14 protein-coding genes, 1 riboswitch and 1 other annotated feature are annotated in these 18,354 nt (G+C 37.9%); of the genes, 10 read left to right on the top strand and 4 right to left on the bottom strand.

Annotated features, from left to right (window positions below):
• Window positions 1–644 precede the first annotated feature (644 nt).
• The 9 genes from rpmH (at window position 645) to MUA87_RS12415 (ending at window position 10,022) form a co-directional block, all read left to right on the top strand.
• On the top strand, window positions 645–782 hold the full coding sequence (rpmH, locus tag MUA87_RS12455) for a 50S ribosomal protein L34 (protein WP_000240855.1): 138 nt from the start codon (window positions 645–647) through the stop codon (window positions 780–782).
• A 142-nt stretch (window positions 783–924) separates the two neighbouring features.
• On the top strand, window positions 925–1,278 hold the full coding sequence (gene rnpA / locus MUA87_RS12450; RefSeq protein WP_023014874.1) for a ribonuclease P protein component: 354 nt from the start codon (window positions 925–927) through the stop codon (window positions 1,276–1,278).
• A gap of 133 nt (window positions 1,279–1,411) precedes the next feature.
• Window positions 1,412–2,791 (top strand): tRNA uridine-5-carboxymethylaminomethyl(34) synthesis GTPase MnmE, encoded by a 1,380-nt coding sequence (mnmE, locus tag MUA87_RS12445; protein ID WP_262551402.1) that lies wholly within the window; start codon window positions 1,412–1,414, stop codon window positions 2,789–2,791.
• A 15-nt stretch (window positions 2,792–2,806) separates the two neighbouring features.
• Window positions 2,807–4,681, top strand: coding sequence for a tRNA uridine-5-carboxymethylaminomethyl(34) synthesis enzyme MnmG (gene mnmG / locus MUA87_RS12440; RefSeq protein WP_262550967.1), 1,875 nt, complete (start codon window positions 2,807–2,809; stop codon window positions 4,679–4,681).
• Entirely contained in the window at window positions 4,682–5,404 is a 723-nt protein-coding gene (gene rsmG / locus MUA87_RS12435; protein WP_023014876.1) for a 16S rRNA (guanine(527)-N(7))-methyltransferase RsmG, read from the top strand.
• A 46-nt stretch (window positions 5,405–5,450) separates the two neighbouring features.
• Window positions 5,451–6,293, top strand: coding sequence for a nucleoid occlusion protein (gene noc / locus MUA87_RS12430; RefSeq protein WP_023014877.1), 843 nt, complete (start codon window positions 5,451–5,453; stop codon window positions 6,291–6,293).
• 122 nt (window positions 6,294–6,415) lie between these two features.
• On the top strand, window positions 6,416–7,411 hold the full coding sequence (locus MUA87_RS12425; RefSeq protein ID WP_107578758.1) for a hypothetical protein: 996 nt from the start codon (window positions 6,416–6,418) through the stop codon (window positions 7,409–7,411).
• 238 nt (window positions 7,412–7,649) lie between these two features.
• Window positions 7,650–8,558: a hypothetical protein gene (locus MUA87_RS12420; RefSeq protein ID WP_107578757.1), complete on the top strand. Its 909-nt coding sequence runs from the start codon at window positions 7,650–7,652 to the stop codon at window positions 8,556–8,558.
• 97 nt (window positions 8,559–8,655) lie between these two features.
• A riboswitch (SAM riboswitch) is annotated at window positions 8,656–8,767 on the top strand.
• A gap of 82 nt (window positions 8,768–8,849) precedes the next feature.
• Entirely contained in the window at window positions 8,850–10,022 is a 1,173-nt protein-coding gene (locus tag MUA87_RS12415; protein ID WP_262550965.1) for an aminotransferase class I/II-fold pyridoxal phosphate-dependent enzyme, read from the top strand.
• A gap of 580 nt (window positions 10,023–10,602) precedes the next feature.
• On the opposite strand, the gene MUA87_RS12410 is transcribed toward MUA87_RS12415, so the two are convergent.
• The 4 genes from MUA87_RS12410 to MUA87_RS12395 all read right to left on the bottom strand — a co-directional run bounded on the left by MUA87_RS12410 (window position 10,603) and on the right by MUA87_RS12395 (window position 16,662).
• Window positions 10,603–11,352, bottom strand: a complete 750-nt coding sequence (locus MUA87_RS12410) for a cyclase family protein (RefSeq protein ID WP_031262359.1) — start codon at window positions 11,350–11,352, stop codon at window positions 10,603–10,605.
• A 102-nt stretch (window positions 11,353–11,454) separates the two neighbouring features.
• Window positions 11,455–13,698 (bottom strand): 5-methyltetrahydropteroyltriglutamate--homocysteine S-methyltransferase, encoded by a 2,244-nt coding sequence (gene metE / locus MUA87_RS12405; protein ID WP_207021274.1) that lies wholly within the window; start codon window positions 13,696–13,698, stop codon window positions 11,455–11,457.
• A complete protein-coding gene (locus MUA87_RS12400) occupies window positions 13,695–15,536 on the bottom strand; it encodes a bifunctional homocysteine S-methyltransferase/methylenetetrahydrofolate reductase (RefSeq protein WP_002480307.1) in 1,842 nt (613 codons plus the stop codon). Before MUA87_RS12400 ends, metE begins: the two co-directional genes overlap by 4 nt.
• Window positions 15,490–16,662, bottom strand: coding sequence for a trans-sulfuration enzyme family protein (locus MUA87_RS12395; protein ID WP_262550962.1), 1,173 nt, complete (start codon window positions 16,660–16,662; stop codon window positions 15,490–15,492). Before MUA87_RS12395 ends, MUA87_RS12400 begins: the two co-directional genes overlap by 47 nt.
• A 119-nt stretch (window positions 16,663–16,781) precedes the next feature.
• Window positions 16,782–17,127, bottom strand: a binding site (T-box leader).
• Window positions 17,128–17,460: 333 nt separating this feature from the next.
• On the opposite strand from MUA87_RS12395, the gene MUA87_RS12390 reads away from it, so the two are divergent.
• The gene (locus MUA87_RS12390; protein ID WP_262550961.1) at window positions 17,461–18,273 is read left to right on the top strand and encodes a ParB/RepB/Spo0J family partition protein; all 813 of its coding nucleotides are present in this window, start codon (window positions 17,461–17,463) and stop codon (window positions 18,271–18,273) included.
• Window positions 18,274–18,354 lie beyond the last annotated feature (81 nt).

Here is an 18,354-nt window from a genome sequence, read left to right as displayed (position 1 = left end):
ATAAACTCCATCTTTCTTTAAAATTTTTTTGACTTATACACAAAATCACACCCCGTGGATAACTTTCCACACAGGCTGTTAATAATTATCCACAAGTTAATCACAATCGGTGGATAACTTTATTTAATTTTGCGTTATACACAGAAAAAATGTTGATAATTGTAAGTTGTAAACCGTTTATTTATCAAACCTTACAAGACTTATCCACACAATTATACTTATTAACAAATCTACCTGTCAAACTCTTGTGGATATGTGGTTTTTATGTGCAAACGTCTGTGTATAGTAACATAATTATCCACAGAATGTCACTGTTCATCTGTGAATAAGTGGATAACTTTTTGAATATATCTCACTTAAAATGTACTTGCTTTATAAGGTTGAATTTGTTATATTTTAGTAGTTGCTTGAATTATGACTAAGATATTGATAATTGAACTAAGTAAGGTAAGCCTTTTGATATAGATGCTTAACCTTTCGCAGACACCGTAGAAATACTTCGGTGATACTTGGTAGAAGGCTGTAATATCTCGGTTATATTAGATGAGGCTGTAGATGCAGATCTTTTCCAAGACTCTCATCACATTGTTAAGATGAGAAAGCGACTATAAATGAAGATAGATTCGATATGGAGGTGTTTTTACATGGTAAAACGTACTTATCAACCAAATAAACGTAAACACAGTAAAGTTCATGGTTTCAGAAAACGCATGAGCACTAAAAATGGCCGTAAAGTATTAGCGCGTCGTCGTCGCAAAGGCCGTAAAGTTTTATCAGCATAAGATCACTGACCTATCAGTGGTCTTTTTTTTGCTTTCATGCAGGTAAAAAAGATACACGGGTTGGAAAATACAGTTCTGATTCTTTACACTAGAACTTAATGATAGGGTAGGGGAGCAGCAAGAATAGAAAAATAAGTGAGTGATGGAAGTGGAAAAAGCATATCGCATTAAAAGAAATAGCGATTTTCAAACGATTTATAGAAGAGGAAAGTCATTCGCAAATCGCCAATTTGTCGTTTATGTCATGCCAGATAAAAATTTGACTCATTTTCAATTAGGAATCAGTGTTTCTAAAAAACTCGGCAATGCAGTGACACGCAATCGTATTAAAAGGGCAATCAGAGAAAACTTTAAAGTACATAAAGAAGATATGATTGCGAAAAAGATTATTGTTATTGCAAGACAACCTGCAAAAGATATGACTGTACTGGAAATTCAAAAAAGTTTAGAGCATGTACTTAAAATTGCAAAATTATTCAATAAGAGAATAAAGTAGACTAACCGAAGTCTTATATCAGACAAACGTCAGTCTAACCTCCATAGAATTCGAACACATATGTGGCAATTTACAATAAAAGTCATTACAATTATAGAGTTAGAAATTTAAGTAGAGGAGGCGAAGCAGCATGTTGGATTTAGATACAATTACCAGTATTTCTACTCCGATGGGAGAGGGTGCGATTGGTATTGTCCGTTTATCAGGAAGTCGTGCAATCGAAATCACTGATAAACTCTATAAAGGAAAGAAACCATTAGCTGAAGTAGATTCGCATACAATTAATTATGGACATATTGTCGATCCTGATACGAATGAAGTAGTAGAAGAAGTAATGGTATCCGTGCTGCGTGCACCAAAAACATTTACAAGAGAAGATATCGTAGAAATTAACTGTCACGGTGGAATCTTAACGATTAATCGTGTATTAGAACTTACAATGACGGCTGGTGCTAGAATGGCTGAACCTGGGGAGTATACAAAACGCGCATTCTTAAATGGCCGTATTGACTTATCTCAAGCTGAAGCAGTCATGGATTTCATTCGTTCTAAGACAGACCGAGCGTCTAAAGTTGCGATGAATCAGATTGAAGGACGTTTAAGTGATATGATCAAGCGTCAACGTCAATCTATTTTAGAAATCCTAGCACAGGTTGAAGTGAATATTGATTACCCAGAATATGACGATGTAGAAGATGCGACAACTGAATTCTTATTAGAGAAATCAGAAGAAATCAAATCAGAAATCGATCGTCTTTTAGCAACAGGTACACAGGGTAAAATCATGAGAGAAGGACTTTCGACAGTTATAGTCGGTAAGCCTAACGTTGGTAAGTCTTCTATGTTGAATAACTTAATTCAAGATAATAAAGCGATTGTGACAGAAGTTGCGGGTACTACGCGGGATGTCTTGGAAGAATACGTCAATGTGCGTGGTGTACCACTTCGTCTCGTCGACACAGCAGGCATCCGTGAGACTGAGGACATTGTAGAAAAAATCGGTGTGGAACGTTCACGCAAAGCTTTAAGTGAAGCAGATTTAATCTTATTTGTCTTAAACTACAATGAAGCATTAACAGAAGAAGATGTTAAATTATATGAAGTCATCAAGAATGAAGATGCGATTGTGATTGTGAATAAAACAGATTTAGAACAACATCTTGATTTAGATGAAGTTCGTGATATGGTCGGAGATATGCCAGTCATTGAAACATCTATGTTAAAACAAGAAGGCATTGATCAATTAGAAGAACAAATTCGTGACTTGTTCTTCGGCGGTGAAGTTCGAAACCAAGATATGACTTACGTTTCAAACTCAAGACATATTTCATTGCTGAAACAAGCACGTCACTCGATACAAGATGCAATAGATGCAGCAGAAGCTGGTATCCCTATGGATATGGTTCAAATTGATTTAACTAGAACTTGGGAGATTTTAGGAGAGATTATCGGTGCTTCTGCAAGCGACGAATTGATTGACCAGTTATTCAGTCAGTTCTGTCTCGGAAAATAAAAAGGAGGACAAAGTATGGCTTTGGATTATGATGTAATTGTCATCGGTGCTGGGCATGCCGGTATTGAAGCAGGACTTGCTTCTGCACGACGCGGCGCCAACACATTGATGCTGACAATTAATTTAGATAACGTTGGTTTTATGCCATGTAACCCATCAGTAGGGGGACCAGCTAAAGGGATTGTTGTTCGTGAAATCGACGCACTCGGCGGTCAAATGGCTAAAACAATCGATAGAACGCATATTCAAATGCGTATGTTGAATACAGGTAAAGGACCTGCAGTACGTGCATTACGTGCACAAGCAGATAAAGCTTTATACCAACGTGAAATGAAGCGTGTATTAGAAGATGAAGAAAACTTGCATATCATGCAAGGAATGGTAGATGAATTAATTATTGAAGATGACGAAATTAAAGGTGTGCGTACGAATATTGGTACAGAATACCGTTCAAAAGCCGTTATCGTCACAACAGGTACATTCTTACGCGGTGAAATTATTTTAGGTAACTTGAAATATTCAAGTGGCCCTAACCACCAATTACCATCTATTACACTAGCGGATAACTTACGTGAACTTGGTTTTGAAGTCGTACGTTTCAAAACAGGTACACCGCCACGTGTAAACTCAAAAACGATTGATTATGATAAAACAGAAATTCAACCAGGTGACGATGTAGGACGTGCATTCAGTTTCGATACAACTGAATATATCTTAGATCAATTACCATGTTGGTTAACTTATACAAATGATAAGACACACCAAGTGATCGATGACAACTTACATCTGTCAGCGATGTACTCAGGTATGATTAAAGGTAAAGGCCCACGTTACTGTCCATCTATTGAAGATAAATACGTGCGTTTCCACGATAAACCACGTCACCAATTATTCTTAGAACCAGAAGGTCGTGACACGAACGAAGTATATGTTCAAGGTCTTTCAACAAGCTTGCCAGAACATGTACAACGTGAAATGCTTCAAACGATTCCTGGCTTAGAAAAAGCAGATATGATGCGTGCAGGTTATGCGATTGAATATGATGCATTAGTACCGACACAATTATGGCCGACACTTGAAACTAAGAAAATCAAAAACTTATACACTGCAGGTCAAATTAACGGAACTTCAGGTTATGAAGAAGCGGCTGGCCAAGGTTTAATGGCGGGTATCAATGCGGCAGGACGTGTATTAGGCACAGGCGAAAAAGTATTAAGTCGTTCTGATGCTTATATCGGTGTCTTAATTGATGACTTGATTACAAAAGGTACGAATGAACCATACCGTCTATTAACATCACGTGCAGAATATCGTTTATTATTACGTCACGATAATGCAGACCTACGTTTGACTGACCTAGGTCATGAATTAGGCTTGATTTCAGAAGAACGTTACGCGCGTTTCAATGAAAAACGTGATCAAATCCAAGCTGAAATTGATCGTTTATCTAACATTCGTATTAAACCGAATGAACACACACAATCTGTGATTAAATCACGTAACGGTTCTCCATTAAAAGACGGTATCTTAGCGATTGAATTACTACGTCGTCCAGAAATGGATTACCAAGCAATCCTTGATATCTTAGAAGAAGAACATCAAATTCCAGCTGACGTTGAAGAACAAGTTGAAATTCAAACGAAATATGAAGGTTATATCAATAAATCATTACAACAAGTAGAAAAAGTAAAACGTATGGAACAGAAGAAAATTCCACACGACTTGGAATATAGTAAAATTGACAGCTTAGCAAGTGAAGCACGTGAAAAATTAGCAGAAGTTAAACCATTAAACATTGCACAAGCGTCACGTATTTCAGGCGTTAACCCTGCTGATATTTCAATTTTACTGATTTATCTAGAACAAGGTAAGCTTGAAAGGGTGAAATAAATGAGTGTTGAATGGTTGGCTAACAAGCTAGAAACACACGGCATTACATTGAACGACCAACAAAAACAACAGTTTCAAACTTATTATGAAATGCTTGTAGAGTGGAATGAAAAAATGAACTTAACAAGCATTACAGATGAATCAGAAGTATATTTGAAACACTTCTATGATTCAATTACAGCCGCATTTTATGTGGATATGACAAAAGAACTCAGCATCTGTGATGTAGGTGCTGGTGCTGGGTTCCCAAGTATCCCGTTAAAAATTGTCTTTCCACAGCTGAAAGTGACAATTGTAGATTCGTTGAATAAACGTATCCAATTCCTAAATCATCTTGCCGATGCTTTAGGGTTACAAGGTGTCAGCTTTGTACATGAACGTGCAGAGAACTTTGGGAATACCCGTGGAGACAACCGGGAGTCTTATGACATTGTGACAGCACGTGCAGTTGCACGTCTGACAGTGTTAAGTGAGTTATGCTTGCCGTTAGTGAAAACAGGCGGTCATTTCGTAGCGATGAAATCTTCTAAAGGTGAAGAAGAGTTAGAAGAAGCACGCTTTGCGATTGGGGTCTTCGGCGGCAGAGTTGAAGCGATTGAAACTTTTGAATTGCCTGAAGATGCAGGTGAGCGTCAAATTATTATCATTGAAAAGCGTAGTAAAACGCCTAAAAAGTATCCGAGAAAAGCCGGAACGCCTAACAAATCTCCTTTACTAAAATAAAAATAAATATTAGTATATAATTATATTTAGAGGGAGAGATTGCGTAATGAAAAAGCCTTTTTCTAAACTATTCGGTTTAACAAATAAAGATGAAGAAATGACAGGCGCTACTGAAGATGAACGCAATAATCATGTTGAATCAATTCAAATTGAAAAGATTGTGCCGAACCGCTATCAACCAAGACAAGTCTTTGATCAAAGCAAGATTAATGAACTTGCGGAATCCATCCAAGAACATGGATTGCTACAACCGATTGTGGTACGACCGATTGAAGAAGGAATGTATGAAATCATAGCTGGGGAACGTCGCTTCAGAGCTATGAGCAGTATTCATATGGCTTATGCAGATGTGATTATTCGTGATATGACGGATGAAGAAACAGCAGTCGTCGCTTTAATAGAAAATATCCAACGTGAGAATCTATCAGCAGTTGAAGAAGCGGAAGCCTATCAGAAACTGTTAGAGCTTGGAGACACAACACAAAGTGAATTAGCACAAAGTGTTGGTAAAAGCCAAAGCTTTATCGCAAACAAATTGCGTTTACTGAAACTTGCCCCTAAAGTGCTTGCGAAACTTTCAGAAGGCAAGATTACAGAACGTCACGCACGTGCTTTGTTAAGTTTATCTCACGAAGAACAAGAAGAAATGGTCCAAATTATTATTGATCAACACTTGAACGTGAAACAAACAGAAGCGAGAGTCAAAGCCAAAGTAGGACCTGAAAAAGTTAAAGCAGTGCCGCTTCAATTCGCCAAAGATTTGACGAAGGCACGCGAAACGCTACAAAACAGCTTTGAAACTATCGAACAAAGCGGTATCCGTGTCGAACAAAAAGAACGCGACCACGATGATTATTTAGAAATTAAAATCAGAGTATATAAACGTTAACAACCATTCGCCTCGTTGCGAGTGGTTTTTTATTTTCTTAAATAAAAAGCGAACAACTAATAGCTTTTTGTATATAATAGAAAAGGATGAGATATTGAAAGTGAAGGAGAATTAAGACATCTATGAAATTACAGCATTTATTTACTTCAGCAACAGTTTTAACCCTTTTATTAGCTGGATGTAGTCACAATGAAAAACAAAATGATTCTGCAAAGCAAGAAGCAAAAAGTAAAACGGATAATAAAAAAAGTGAACACAAATCAACTTCCAAAAAGGAAAATGAAGCAAACAAAGATGAGCAACAAATAGAGAAGGCAGTCAGCCAATTAACAATCAATGAGAAAATAGCTTTAGCAATGTTTTTACCACAAGAAAAAACAAATTATATGATATCAGCTGATGAGTTATTGAATCATTCATATATAAGATATACGCACGGTGTAGCTCTTGGTAAGATGTTAGGCGATGAGGCAACAAAACAATCTATTCAAGAGTATCATTTAAATAAAATGTTACCTGAAAGAATTACAAATGTGCCACAAAACGTAAAATTTTATGAACCTGAAGAAACTAAGCAAAACTTTGCTGAGCTATTTGGTTTTACAGGAAACCAGATTATTATTGCAGGTAGTCAAAGTCCTAAGACTTATGATGAAATTTTAAAAGATCGAGGGACTCATATCTATAACTTAGAAGATTTATACAAACAATATGGTCATAATCCAAACTTTAAAAAGGTCGTAAGTTTGGTTAAAGTAAGCGAATCAGTGAGGAATCCAGAGAGTGATAATGCATCTTCTTCTAAAGAAACAGATAATGCTACTTCAAATAATAAACAAAGAAGAAAGTTAAGTCCTGGTGATGTATATACACCAGATGGTAACATGAATAGTCAAGTTGCAATACACAAGGTAGAAGAATATATAGGACATAAACTAGATCCACGAAAATATGAATTTAATGGGCCTCCTAAAAGACATTTCGTTGATGATTACACATTGGATCATACATGGACTGTTAATTTTAGAAATTTAGAAACACATACACAGTATAATTATTCAGTTGATAAAGATGGAAAAGTAGAAAAACTAGATAACTTTGGTACGCCACCAGAGTAGTACTTGGTTCTGCAGTATAATACTGCAGAACTTTTGTATTTGGTAGGGTCGGCTACTTATGGTAAAAAATCCTCTTTATTTAAACTTTTAAATTAAAATTGTCAGAGTGTCTTTTGAAAGAGTAATAAATAATCATACTTAACTCGATCACTTTCTTTTAATTCAGGACAATATGTGTCCCGTACCTTCTATATAATGAAATTATATATTCAAATATACAAAGAGGAGCAAGCTATCTATGAAATTTAAACATGTATTGACTACCGCTGCAGCACTTTCAATTTTACTAGCAGGTTGCGGCTCAAATGAAAAACAAGAAGATACGCAAAAACACGAAGAAAAAGACAAAGCAAACCATCAAAAAACAGAGAAAAAAGAAAACACACAACATGAACAAACATTAAAACATGAAAAATCACATACTCATAAACAAACGACAGAACAAGCTATCAGCCAACTGACACCACAAGAAAAGGTCGCTTTAGCGTTATATGCACCTAAAACAGCTGAATTTACAGTGACAGCAAATGAATTATTAAACCACAGCTATGTCCAAAATACGAATGGCGGTTCGCGACAACGAGAAATTCAGCAATTAACACTTTATACAGGTAGTTCTGAAATCGTAACAAATAAACCTCAAAATATGGTAATTTATGGCACAACTAACTCTAAAGGTCCATTTGCGGCAGTTATTGGTGTGAGTGATACACAAGTGTTGGTATCAGGAACACAAGGTATCAATCCATATCAACAATTAGCAAACATGGGAGCAGTTTATAATATTAAAGATCTATATAAACAATACAAAGATGAACCGAACTTTAAACAAGTGGCAAATTTAATCCGAATCACAAATCAAGATGCACAATCAGCAGCACAAGAAAGTAACAGTAATTCAAGCTCTGAAAGTCATTCATCATCTTCTGAAGGTAAAGTCACACGTGCGAATGTGATTGATAAAGTAGAAGCATATGAAGGTCACAAACTAGATACAAGCACGTATACGTATAAAGAACCTGAACAAAAGAGTGATGGAAGCTGGGGCTTCTCATTTGTGGATAAATCAGGTGATTTAGCAGGATCATACATTGTGAATGCGGATGGTTCAGTGGAGAAATTTGATTCAAAAGGCCAACCTGAATAAAGAATATTGACTCTACGGCTTTTAGTGAGCTGTAGAGTTTTTCATTTTAACTTAAATTGATAAATGTCAGAATTTTTAGTACAATAGAAGTCATTAAAACTTATCTAGAGAAGTAGAGGGAATTGGCCCGATGACGCTTCAGCAACAGAAGATCCAGGCATTGAATCTGACTGTGCTACATCCAACAAGTATAACTTGAAAGATAGGTGCCATATACATAGAAAGCTATATGTCGCTTATAGGTGATATATAGCTTTTTTAATAGGCGCATCAAACAAAGGGGGAACTTAAATGGTGATTTCAAGAAGATTAGCGAAGATACCAGATAGTTATTTCGGAAAAACAATGGGGAGAAAGATAGAACATGGTCCGCTTCCTCTCATCAATATGGCAGTAGGCATCCCAGATGGGGAAACACCTAAAGGCATTGTCGATGAATTTGCGAACGCATTACGTGTGCCTGAAAACCAAAAGTACGGTGCGTTTCATGGAAAAGAAAGCTTTAAGCAAGCGATTGTTGATTTCTATAAACGACAATATAATGTTGAATTGGATAAAGATGATGAAGTCTGTATTTTATATGGCACAAAGAATGGATTAGTAGGTTTGCCGAATTGTATTGTTAACCCTGAAGATTACGTTTTATTGCCAGATCCAGGTTATACAGATTACCTAGCAGGGGTGTTGTTCGCAGATGCGAAACCTTATGCGTTAGAGTTAGAACCACCATATTATCAACCTGACTTTGATAAAGTGCCAGGGGAAGTCTTAAGTCAGACTAAATTGATTTATTTAACGTATCCTAATAACCCGACTGGATCAACTGTTACACAAGATGTCTTTGATGATGTAGTTCAAAAGTTCAGAGGTACACAAACGAAAATTGTACATGATTTTGCCTATGCAGCGTTCGGTTTTGACCATAAAAATCCGAGTATCCTACAGACAGCTGGAGGCAAAGAAGTCGCAATCGAGGTGTATTCACTTTCTAAAGGCTATAATATGTCTGGCTATCGTGTCGGTTTCGCAGTCGGCAACAAAGATGTGATTCAAGCTTTGAAGAAATATCATACACATCACCATGCGGGTATGTTTGGTGCGCTTCAAGATGCGGCGACATTTGCGCTTAACAACTATGATTATTTCTTAGATAAACAAAGTGAAGTCTTTAAAGCACGTCGCGATCGTTTCACTTCGATTTTAGATGAAGGAAACATCCCTTATGAACCGATGACAGGTGGCATCTTCTTATGGTTGAAAGCACCAAAAGGATATGACGGAGAACAATTTGTGGAATTCTTACTTCAAGATCAATCTATTTTAGTGGCGCCAGGTATTCCATTTGGTGAAAATGGACGTCATTATGTAAGGGTGTCTCTTGCGTTAGAGGATGAGCAATTAGATGAAGCAGCGAAGCGGTTGAAATCACTTAGTGCGATGTACAAAGAATCATCTTTTATTTAAGTAGTGAATAAAATCCCTCACAACGTTGTTATAGAGACGTTTATACGTATATTATTGATTGTAAGAAGTTTCAAAAGGTATTATGATATTACTGTAATAAAAACACTCAGGAACTCTGGAAAGTAGCTGAGTGTAAAAATGTTAGGCGTATGGTCTAAGCCATATTCTACCTAGGCTTATGAGATAGTCGGTTGTGCTCTAACACAATCGGCTATTATTTATTATCTTTTAAACAAAAATGAAGCACTGAATATAAAGTTTTTTGTTCACGGGGTGGTGGGACATGTACTTTATATTCAGTGCTTTTTTATAAGTAGTAAAAAGGAGTATAGTGATTACCCATTATCGAGAGAGTGGGTAATCGGAATTTACTTACTATTTTGTATCGGGTTCAAAATAGTAACATTTATGAAAAGAATTGTTCTTATCGGGTTAAGAACAGTGGCGATTCATTGCCCCAATTCCTGTGGACCCAGGGCAATGTAGCCAACTTTTATTGTATTTACTCATAACTTTTAAAGGAGTTTCGTTTTTAAGATTTAATAATGGCTGCATGTCATGGATGATCGCGGGTCCATGACTATGCGTTTGGCTTAATCGCAAATGCACGGACCGGGAATCCTGGCGCATCTGCCGGTTTTGGACATATTGTATAAATCACTGCGCCTCGTTCTGGGAGGCGGTCTAAATTCGTTAGGAGCTCAATTTGGTACGTGTCTTGTCCGAGTACATAACGTTCACCGATTAAGTCGCCGTGTTTTGCGACATCGACTGAAGCGTCTGTATCGAATGTTTCATGACCGACTGAACGTACACCGCGTTCTTCAAGTAAGAATTGTAATGCATCGAGTGACCATCCGGGTGCGTGAGGGTTACCTTCGGCATCTTTATTCTCAAATTGCTCCACATTCGGCCAACGGTGTGACCAATCACTGCGGAATGCGACGAACGTATCAGGTTCGATTCGGCCATGTTGTGCTTCCCACTCAAGTAAATGATCGCGAGTTAAACGGAAATCGGGGTTTTCCGCAACTTCTTTAGAGTAATCAAGTACGATAAGCGGTAACACTAATTCTTTCAAATCTAATTCATGTAAATATCTTCTGTTTTCGACAAAGTGGATGGGGGCATCGATATGTGTGCCATATTGTGTGGCAACACTCCATCTTTGTACAAAATAACCATCTTCTGCAACGGTACTGATTGTATCAATATATGCAGCTTCTAATGCGCTGAAATGTGGGCTGTCTGTGTCAAAGGTATGGGTTAAATCGACCCATTCACTTTCTTTTAGACTTTTCAGCTGATCCCATAAAGGATAACTCATTATAAACACCTCATGACTGCTTAAAATTGTAGGGCTGATACAAGTGTATTCACGAGTGAGTTTTAAGACTGCGGGCTCACTCGTAAACCACTCATGACAAGTGAATTAAGCTGTTTCTTGTCCTTCTTTGTTTCTTAATTTTTTAACTGCTGAAACTAATACTGTTAATGCTTCTTTTACTTGATCTTCGTTACGTGTTTTCAAACCGCAGTCTGGGTTAACCCAGAATAATGAACGGTCGATTTCTTGTAAACCACGGTTGATTGCGACTGTGATTTCTTCTTCAGTCGGGATACGTGGACTGTGGATATCATATACACCTAATCCGATACCTAAATCATACGTTACATCCTCGAAGTCTTTGATTAAAGCACCATGGCTGCGTGATGTTTCGATTGAGATAACATCTGCATCCAAGTCGTGGATAGTATGGATGATTTCGCCGAATTGAGAATAGCACATATGCGTATGGATTTGCGTCGCATCTGACACTGAAGATGTTGCTAAGCGGAATGAACGTAACGCTTGTTTCAAGTATTCTTCATGGTATTCAGAGCGTAATGGTAAACCTTCACGTAATGCTGGTTCATCTACTTGGATAATTTTAATGCCTGCATCTTCTAATGCTAAAACTTCTTCATTGATAGCTAAAGCGATTTGGTCTTGTACTTCATGACGTGGGATGTCTACACGTTCGAATGACCAGTTTAAGATAGTTACAGGACCAGTCAACATACCTTTTACAGGGTGGTCAGTTAAGCTTTGCGCATAAGCTGTTTCTTCCACTGTGATTGGTTTAGTCCATTTAACATCTCCATAGATAACTGGTGGTTTAACAGCACGAGATCCGTATGATTGAACCCAACCGTATTTTGTAACTAAGAAGCCTTGTAAACGTTCACCGAAGAACTCAACCATGTCATTACGTTCGAACTCACCATGTACAAATACATCTAAGCCGATATCTTCTTGGATTTGAATCCAGCGTGCGATTTCATCGCGTAAGAATTGGTTATATTCTTCATCACTGATACGTTGGTTTTTCCAGTCAGCACGTTTTTTACGAACTTCTTTCGTTTGTGGGAATGAACCGATTGTTGTTGTTGGTAATTCTGGTAATTTTAAGCGTGCATCTTGAATTTTCTTACGTTCAGGGAATGCTGATTCACGTTGTGTACGTACGCTGTCAAAGTCATATTCAAGGTTTTTGAAAGCTTGGTTTTGGAAGCGTTCGTAAGCTGCTTTTAATTTGTCATATTTTTCACTGTCACCGTTATTGATGACACGTTTTAATGCGTCTAATTCGTCTAATTTTTCAGTTGCAAAGCTTAAACCTTCTTCAATTGATTCATCTAGTTCTTCATCATCTAATGAAACAGGAACATGTAGTAATGAAGATGATGGTTGGATAACTAACTCATCTGTATAGTTTTCTAAAGTTTCAATCAATTCTTTTTTCGCTTCGATATCTGCAGCCCATACGTTACGGCCATCGATAATACCTGCGTATAATGCTTTGTCTTTAGATAATTTGCCTGCTTTGATTTGTTCAAGGTTTTTACCGCCATCATGTACGAAGTCTAAACCGAAACCTTTAACAGGTAAACTGTTCACAAAGTCTAAGTCTACATGTTCGAAATAAGTTTGAATGACTAATTTATCAGCTAATCCTGCTTTGTCGAAGTATTCATAGACGTGACGTGTAATGTCTTGTAATTGTTCTGCATCGTCAGTTACTAATACAGGTTCGTCGATTTGAATGTATTCAGCACCTGCATCAACGAGTGATTGTAAAACTTCTTTATATAATGGAAGCAATGCTTCAACTTTTTCTTCAAATGTTTGATCTCCGCCGCGTGATAATTGAACGAATGTTACAGGACCTAAGATCACTGGGTGTGCATTCACGTTTAATTGTTTAGCGAATTCGAAACGTTCTAATAAGACGTTACGGTTTAATTTAGGTTCTACGTTGTCCCATTCAGGTACGATATAGTGGTAGTTTGTGTTGAACCATTTAATTAAGGCACTTGCGACATTTTCTTTTGTACCACGTGCGATATTGAATAATAAATCATCGTTGACTTCTTGACCTTGGAAACGTTCTGGAATGATGTTGAATAATAATGAAACGTCTAATACATGATCATATAATGAGAAGTCACCAACAGGTACACTGTCAATGCTGTAGTGTTTTTGTAATAATAAATTTTCTTTGTGTAAGTCGTTTAACGTTGTTGTTAATTCATCATAGTTTGTTTTACCTGCCCAGTAACTTTCGATTGCTTTCTTCCATTCTCTCTTGCGTCCTAAACGTGGGAATCCGATATTAGCTGTTGTAATTGTCATATTATTGCCTCCTGATTTTTTTCAGTTTGTTTTTTAAAGTAATGTGTAAGTTCGAGTGAAAAGTCTACTTGTTCAAATGGTGTAATGATATAAAGCCCATTAAAGTGTTTGATTATTTCATCTATCAAGTTGCGACAGATGCGTAAGCTCAGTTCTTTGGTTTTTTGTTTATCATCTTTAACCGCTTCGAACTGATCTAATATTTCATCTGGCAATGAAATGCCAGGGACTTCATTGTGTAAGAATGTTGCATTTCTATAACTTGTTATTGGCATGATACCGATAAAGAATGGGGTATCAAGATGTGCTGTCTTTTCAGCAATTTCTTGAATACGCTCGACAGTGTAGACAGGCTGTGTAATGAAGTAACTCATACCGCAGTCTACTTTTTTGTCTAAGCGTTTCACCGCTGCTTCCATCTTGCGGACGTTCGGGTTGAACGCACCGGCAATATTGAAGTTCGTTTTCGTTTTCAATGCGCCGCCGTCAATATTAAGTCCTTGGTTGAAACGAACAGCGAGTTCAGTTAAACCTCTTGAATTTACATCATAAACATTCGTCGCACCTGGCAGATGCCCCACCTTAGATGGGTCACCTGTAATCGCGAGTATCTCGTTAATACCAAGCAGTGATAAGCCGAGTAAGTGAGATTGTAAACCGATTAAGTTCCTGTCTCTGCAGGTAATGTGGACCAGCGGTTCAATGTTGTAATTCTGCTTAATAATACTAGCTGCTGCGATGTTGCTAACGCGTACCGTTGCGAGTGAGTTATCTGCAAGTGTGATAGCGTCGACTTTCGCTTTGTCTAGTTTTGTGACATTCGCAAAGAATTTCGTTGTATCTAAGTGCTTTGGTGTATCTAGTTCAACGATGACTGTCGGACCAGCTTTGACTTTAGTCGTTAAGTTATTCTTTTTGACCGGAATAGAAGGGTAATTACTTTTTCTTCTGATCGGAATAACTTTCTTTTCTAAAGTTGGTTTTAAACCTTCAACCGCTTGCTTGATGAAGCGGATATGTTCAGGTGTAGTACCACAACAACCGCCGATTAAGTGTACGCCTTCTTTCACTAGCGTTTCAGCTATCTTACCGAAGTAAGAAGCGTTGTCGCTGTAGTGAATCGTAGAATCTTCAAAGTCTAAGAGACTTGCGTTCGGGTAACATGAGAGAATCGCATGTTGCGGAATCTCAATATGTGTGAAAGATTGTTGCATATGGTGCGGACCGTGATGGCAATTCAAGCCGATAACGTCTGCACCTTCTGCTTCAACTTGTTTAAGTGCTTCGTTAATTTCTGTTCCGTCTTGCAAGTAGTTGGTGCTTGAAGCAGTTAACTGTGCGATAACTGGAATATTGTACTTTTTCTTCGTCGCTCTGATTACCTGCAAGAGTTCGTTTAAATCGTAATAAGTTTCAAAGAGGAGTGCGTCAACACCCTCGTCAATCAGTGTTTCAATTTGAATATCTGTGTGATACAAAATCGTCGATAGCGACAAGTCATTTTGTTTCACGCCTTTAAAACCTCCGACAGTTCCTAAAATAAACGTGTCTTCATTGGCTGCTTGTTTCGCTATTCTGACACCGGCACGTGTGATGTCTCTTACTTGGTGTTCTAATCCGAAAGCTTGAAGCTTTTCGAAGTTGGCACCGTAAGTATTGGTTTGAATGACATCCGCACCAGCTTCAATGTAAGATCGATGAATTTGTTCGATTTTCTTTGGATGTGTAAGATTATATGCTTCAGGGCAAGTATCGATCCCTTCAGAGTAGAGAATCGTTCCTATTGCACCGTCAGCTACTAATACGTTCTTGCTCAAAGTTTGTAGAAACCGGCTCATAGTATGCTTCCTCCAATGCTGCTTCAAAATCTGCAATCAACTCGTCTGGGTCTTCTAAGCCCACACTCAGTCTCAAGAGATCGAACGTAATTCCGCGTTCGTTACGCACATCTTCTGGAACAGAAGCATGTGACATTGTGGCTGGATGAGAGACGATAGTTTGAATACCGCCTAGGCTGACTGCGATTTGCGGTATTTTTAATGCTTTCGCAAATGTCGGTACCTTTTCAGCTTCGCTTAATCTGAAGCCAAGTACTGCACCGCCATTTTCAGCTTGGCGTTGATTGATTTCATCATTTCCTGGGTAATATACATCAGTAATTTCAGGACGTGATTTTAAGAATTCAACAATCTTTTCAGTGTTTTTCACTGATTGATTCCATCGTACATAAAGCGTTTTAAGATGCTTTGTCAGTGTCCAGCTGTCTTGAGCTGATAATCCGCTTCCTAAAGTGTTTTGTAAGAATTGTAATGATTCTGCAACTTCCGCGTTGTTTGTTACAACTGCCCCTGCAATTAAGTCGCTGTGACCGCTTAAGAATTTAGTGGCACTATGAATCACAATGTCAGCACCTAAATGCAATGGCTTTTGTGATAGGGGTGTTAAGAATGTATTGTCGACTGAAACAAGGATATTATATTTCTTTGCGACATCCGCAATGGCTTGAATATCTGTCACTTTAAATAATGGATTTGACGGTGTTTCCAGATGAATTAGTTTCGTATTTTCCTGAATCGCTTGTTCAACTGCTAATGGGTTTGTCGTATCTACTGCTGTGACTTCGATATTGAATCCTGGTAAAACATGTTCGCATAAGCGGTATGTCCCACCGTAAACATCATTCGGAATAATTAAGTGATCTCCTGATTTCAGTAAGAAGAAAACTGCTGAAATTGCTCCGATTCCTGAGTTATAAGCGATACCGTACTCGGCATCTTCAAGTGCTGCAAGCTTTTCTTCTAACAATGCTCGGTTTGGGTGGCCTGATCTTGCGTAATCGTAAGGGACCTCTGAACCAATCAATGCTGTCGGGAAAGTCGATGAGTCATAAAGTGGCGGGTTGGCTGCTAAAATGTGCGGGAATTGATGATACTTAATTAAATTTGTTTCTGATGATAGTGACATACATATACACTCCTTTAGTTATTGAGATTGCTTTTGGCTGCGGAAGTTCTGGAACTAAGGAGGGAAGCTGACCACGAAAAAAAAGCTTCCGTCCTTTAAACCCGAAAAAAGATTCGGATGTAAAGGACGAAAGCTTGAGCTTCGCGGTACCACCTTAATTCGCTGCTTTATTGCTAAAGCAACCTCTTCCAGTACGCTAAATCTGTTCATGGCAGCTACTGAAGGTCGGTTCCGTTATATGTATCAGCTGTTGCTGTAAATAACAATAACGTGTGCGTCATTCCAGTACGCCATTATGCAAAAATGTTAATACTGTAGCGCTATAACGGGCGCCCCCGTTGATGCCTCATATCGACACCACCACTCCAAGGCCATTTTCAAACTTTCTTTCTGTGCTTCCTTTCAGCGGACAGAAGCTCTCTGTGTCAGCAGTGTAAGTTCTACTTTCCTTATTATCGTGTTTCAAGACGATATTCAATTGTTTCTCTTTCGTGTTGAAAGGTTTGTTTTTTGTTGATGACCACATTGTATATTGGTTCTGTTTTGTTTGTCAACAGAATTTTCAGAATAGTAGGTTTTTACTGACAATTAAAAACGAGAGAAACATAAGCGTATCAAGGGTTGGACGTTGCTAAAAAATTTTTAAAATTTTTTTGAATCAAGCCATTTTTCAGTCATTATTTTTCAATTTGAGAATGAAAATTCCTTTATTGCATTCATGATTTTCCTTACAATAAGAGAGGAGCAAAAATTAAAAATGTAACACTATTTTAGTGACGAAAGTGAGGTGACTGGAACGTGCGTGACATAACAAATGAGAACCATGGACATGTAGAATATATCGATTTAGATGCAATTCGGCCAAACCCTTATCAGCCTAGAAAACATTTTGATCAAGAAAAATTAGCAGATCTCGCAGCTTCTATTCGTGAACATGGCGTCTTACAACCGATTATCTTACGCAAAACGGTGCAAGGTTACCATATTGTCGTAGGTGAACGCCGTTTCAGAGCCTCTCATTTAGCAGGCTTGAACTCAGTACCAGCGATAGTCAAAGAGATGTCTGATGCTAAGATGATGGAACTCGCCATTATAGAGAACCTGCAACGGGAAGATTTGAATGCGATTGAAGAAGCGGAAAGTTATCGTAAGCTGATGGATGATTTACATATCACACAAAAAGAGGTGGCTGAACGTTTAGGTAAATCCCGTCCTTATATCGCGAATATGCTGCGATTGTTGAATTTACCGTCTGCTGTCGCCGGGTGGGTAAAAGACGGCAAATTATCAGGTGCGCATGGTCGCACATTATTAATACTAAAAGACGAAACCAAAATGAAACAAATCGCTAAACAAGTCATGAAAGAAGCGTGGAGTGTGCGTTACTTAGAACAACACATTGCAGAGCTGACTTCACCTACTTCAGAAGATGATGCTAAGAAAAAGACAAAGAAACCGCGCATGATTGAACGGCAGGAACGCTTGCTTAAAGAGCGCTTTGGTACCAATGTAGCCATCACAACTAAGCGAAATAAAGGACAAATCACTTTTGAATTCAAATCAGAAGAAGAATTTAAGCGTTTGATTCAACAATTACACAGTGAAACATAAGAAATTATGTTGTATTCATGGTAAAATATATAATTGTTGTGAAATGACAGGAGGACGAACTTTTGAATACGTTTTGGAATA

Origin of the sequence: Staphylococcus simulans (genome assembly GCF_025561465.1) — a bacterium.
In the GTDB taxonomy this organism is placed as follows: Bacteria; Bacillota; Bacilli; order Staphylococcales; family Staphylococcaceae; genus Staphylococcus; species Staphylococcus simulans.
Note: the sequence above shows the minus strand (reverse complement) of the source record. Positions and strands in the feature narration are given on the sequence as shown.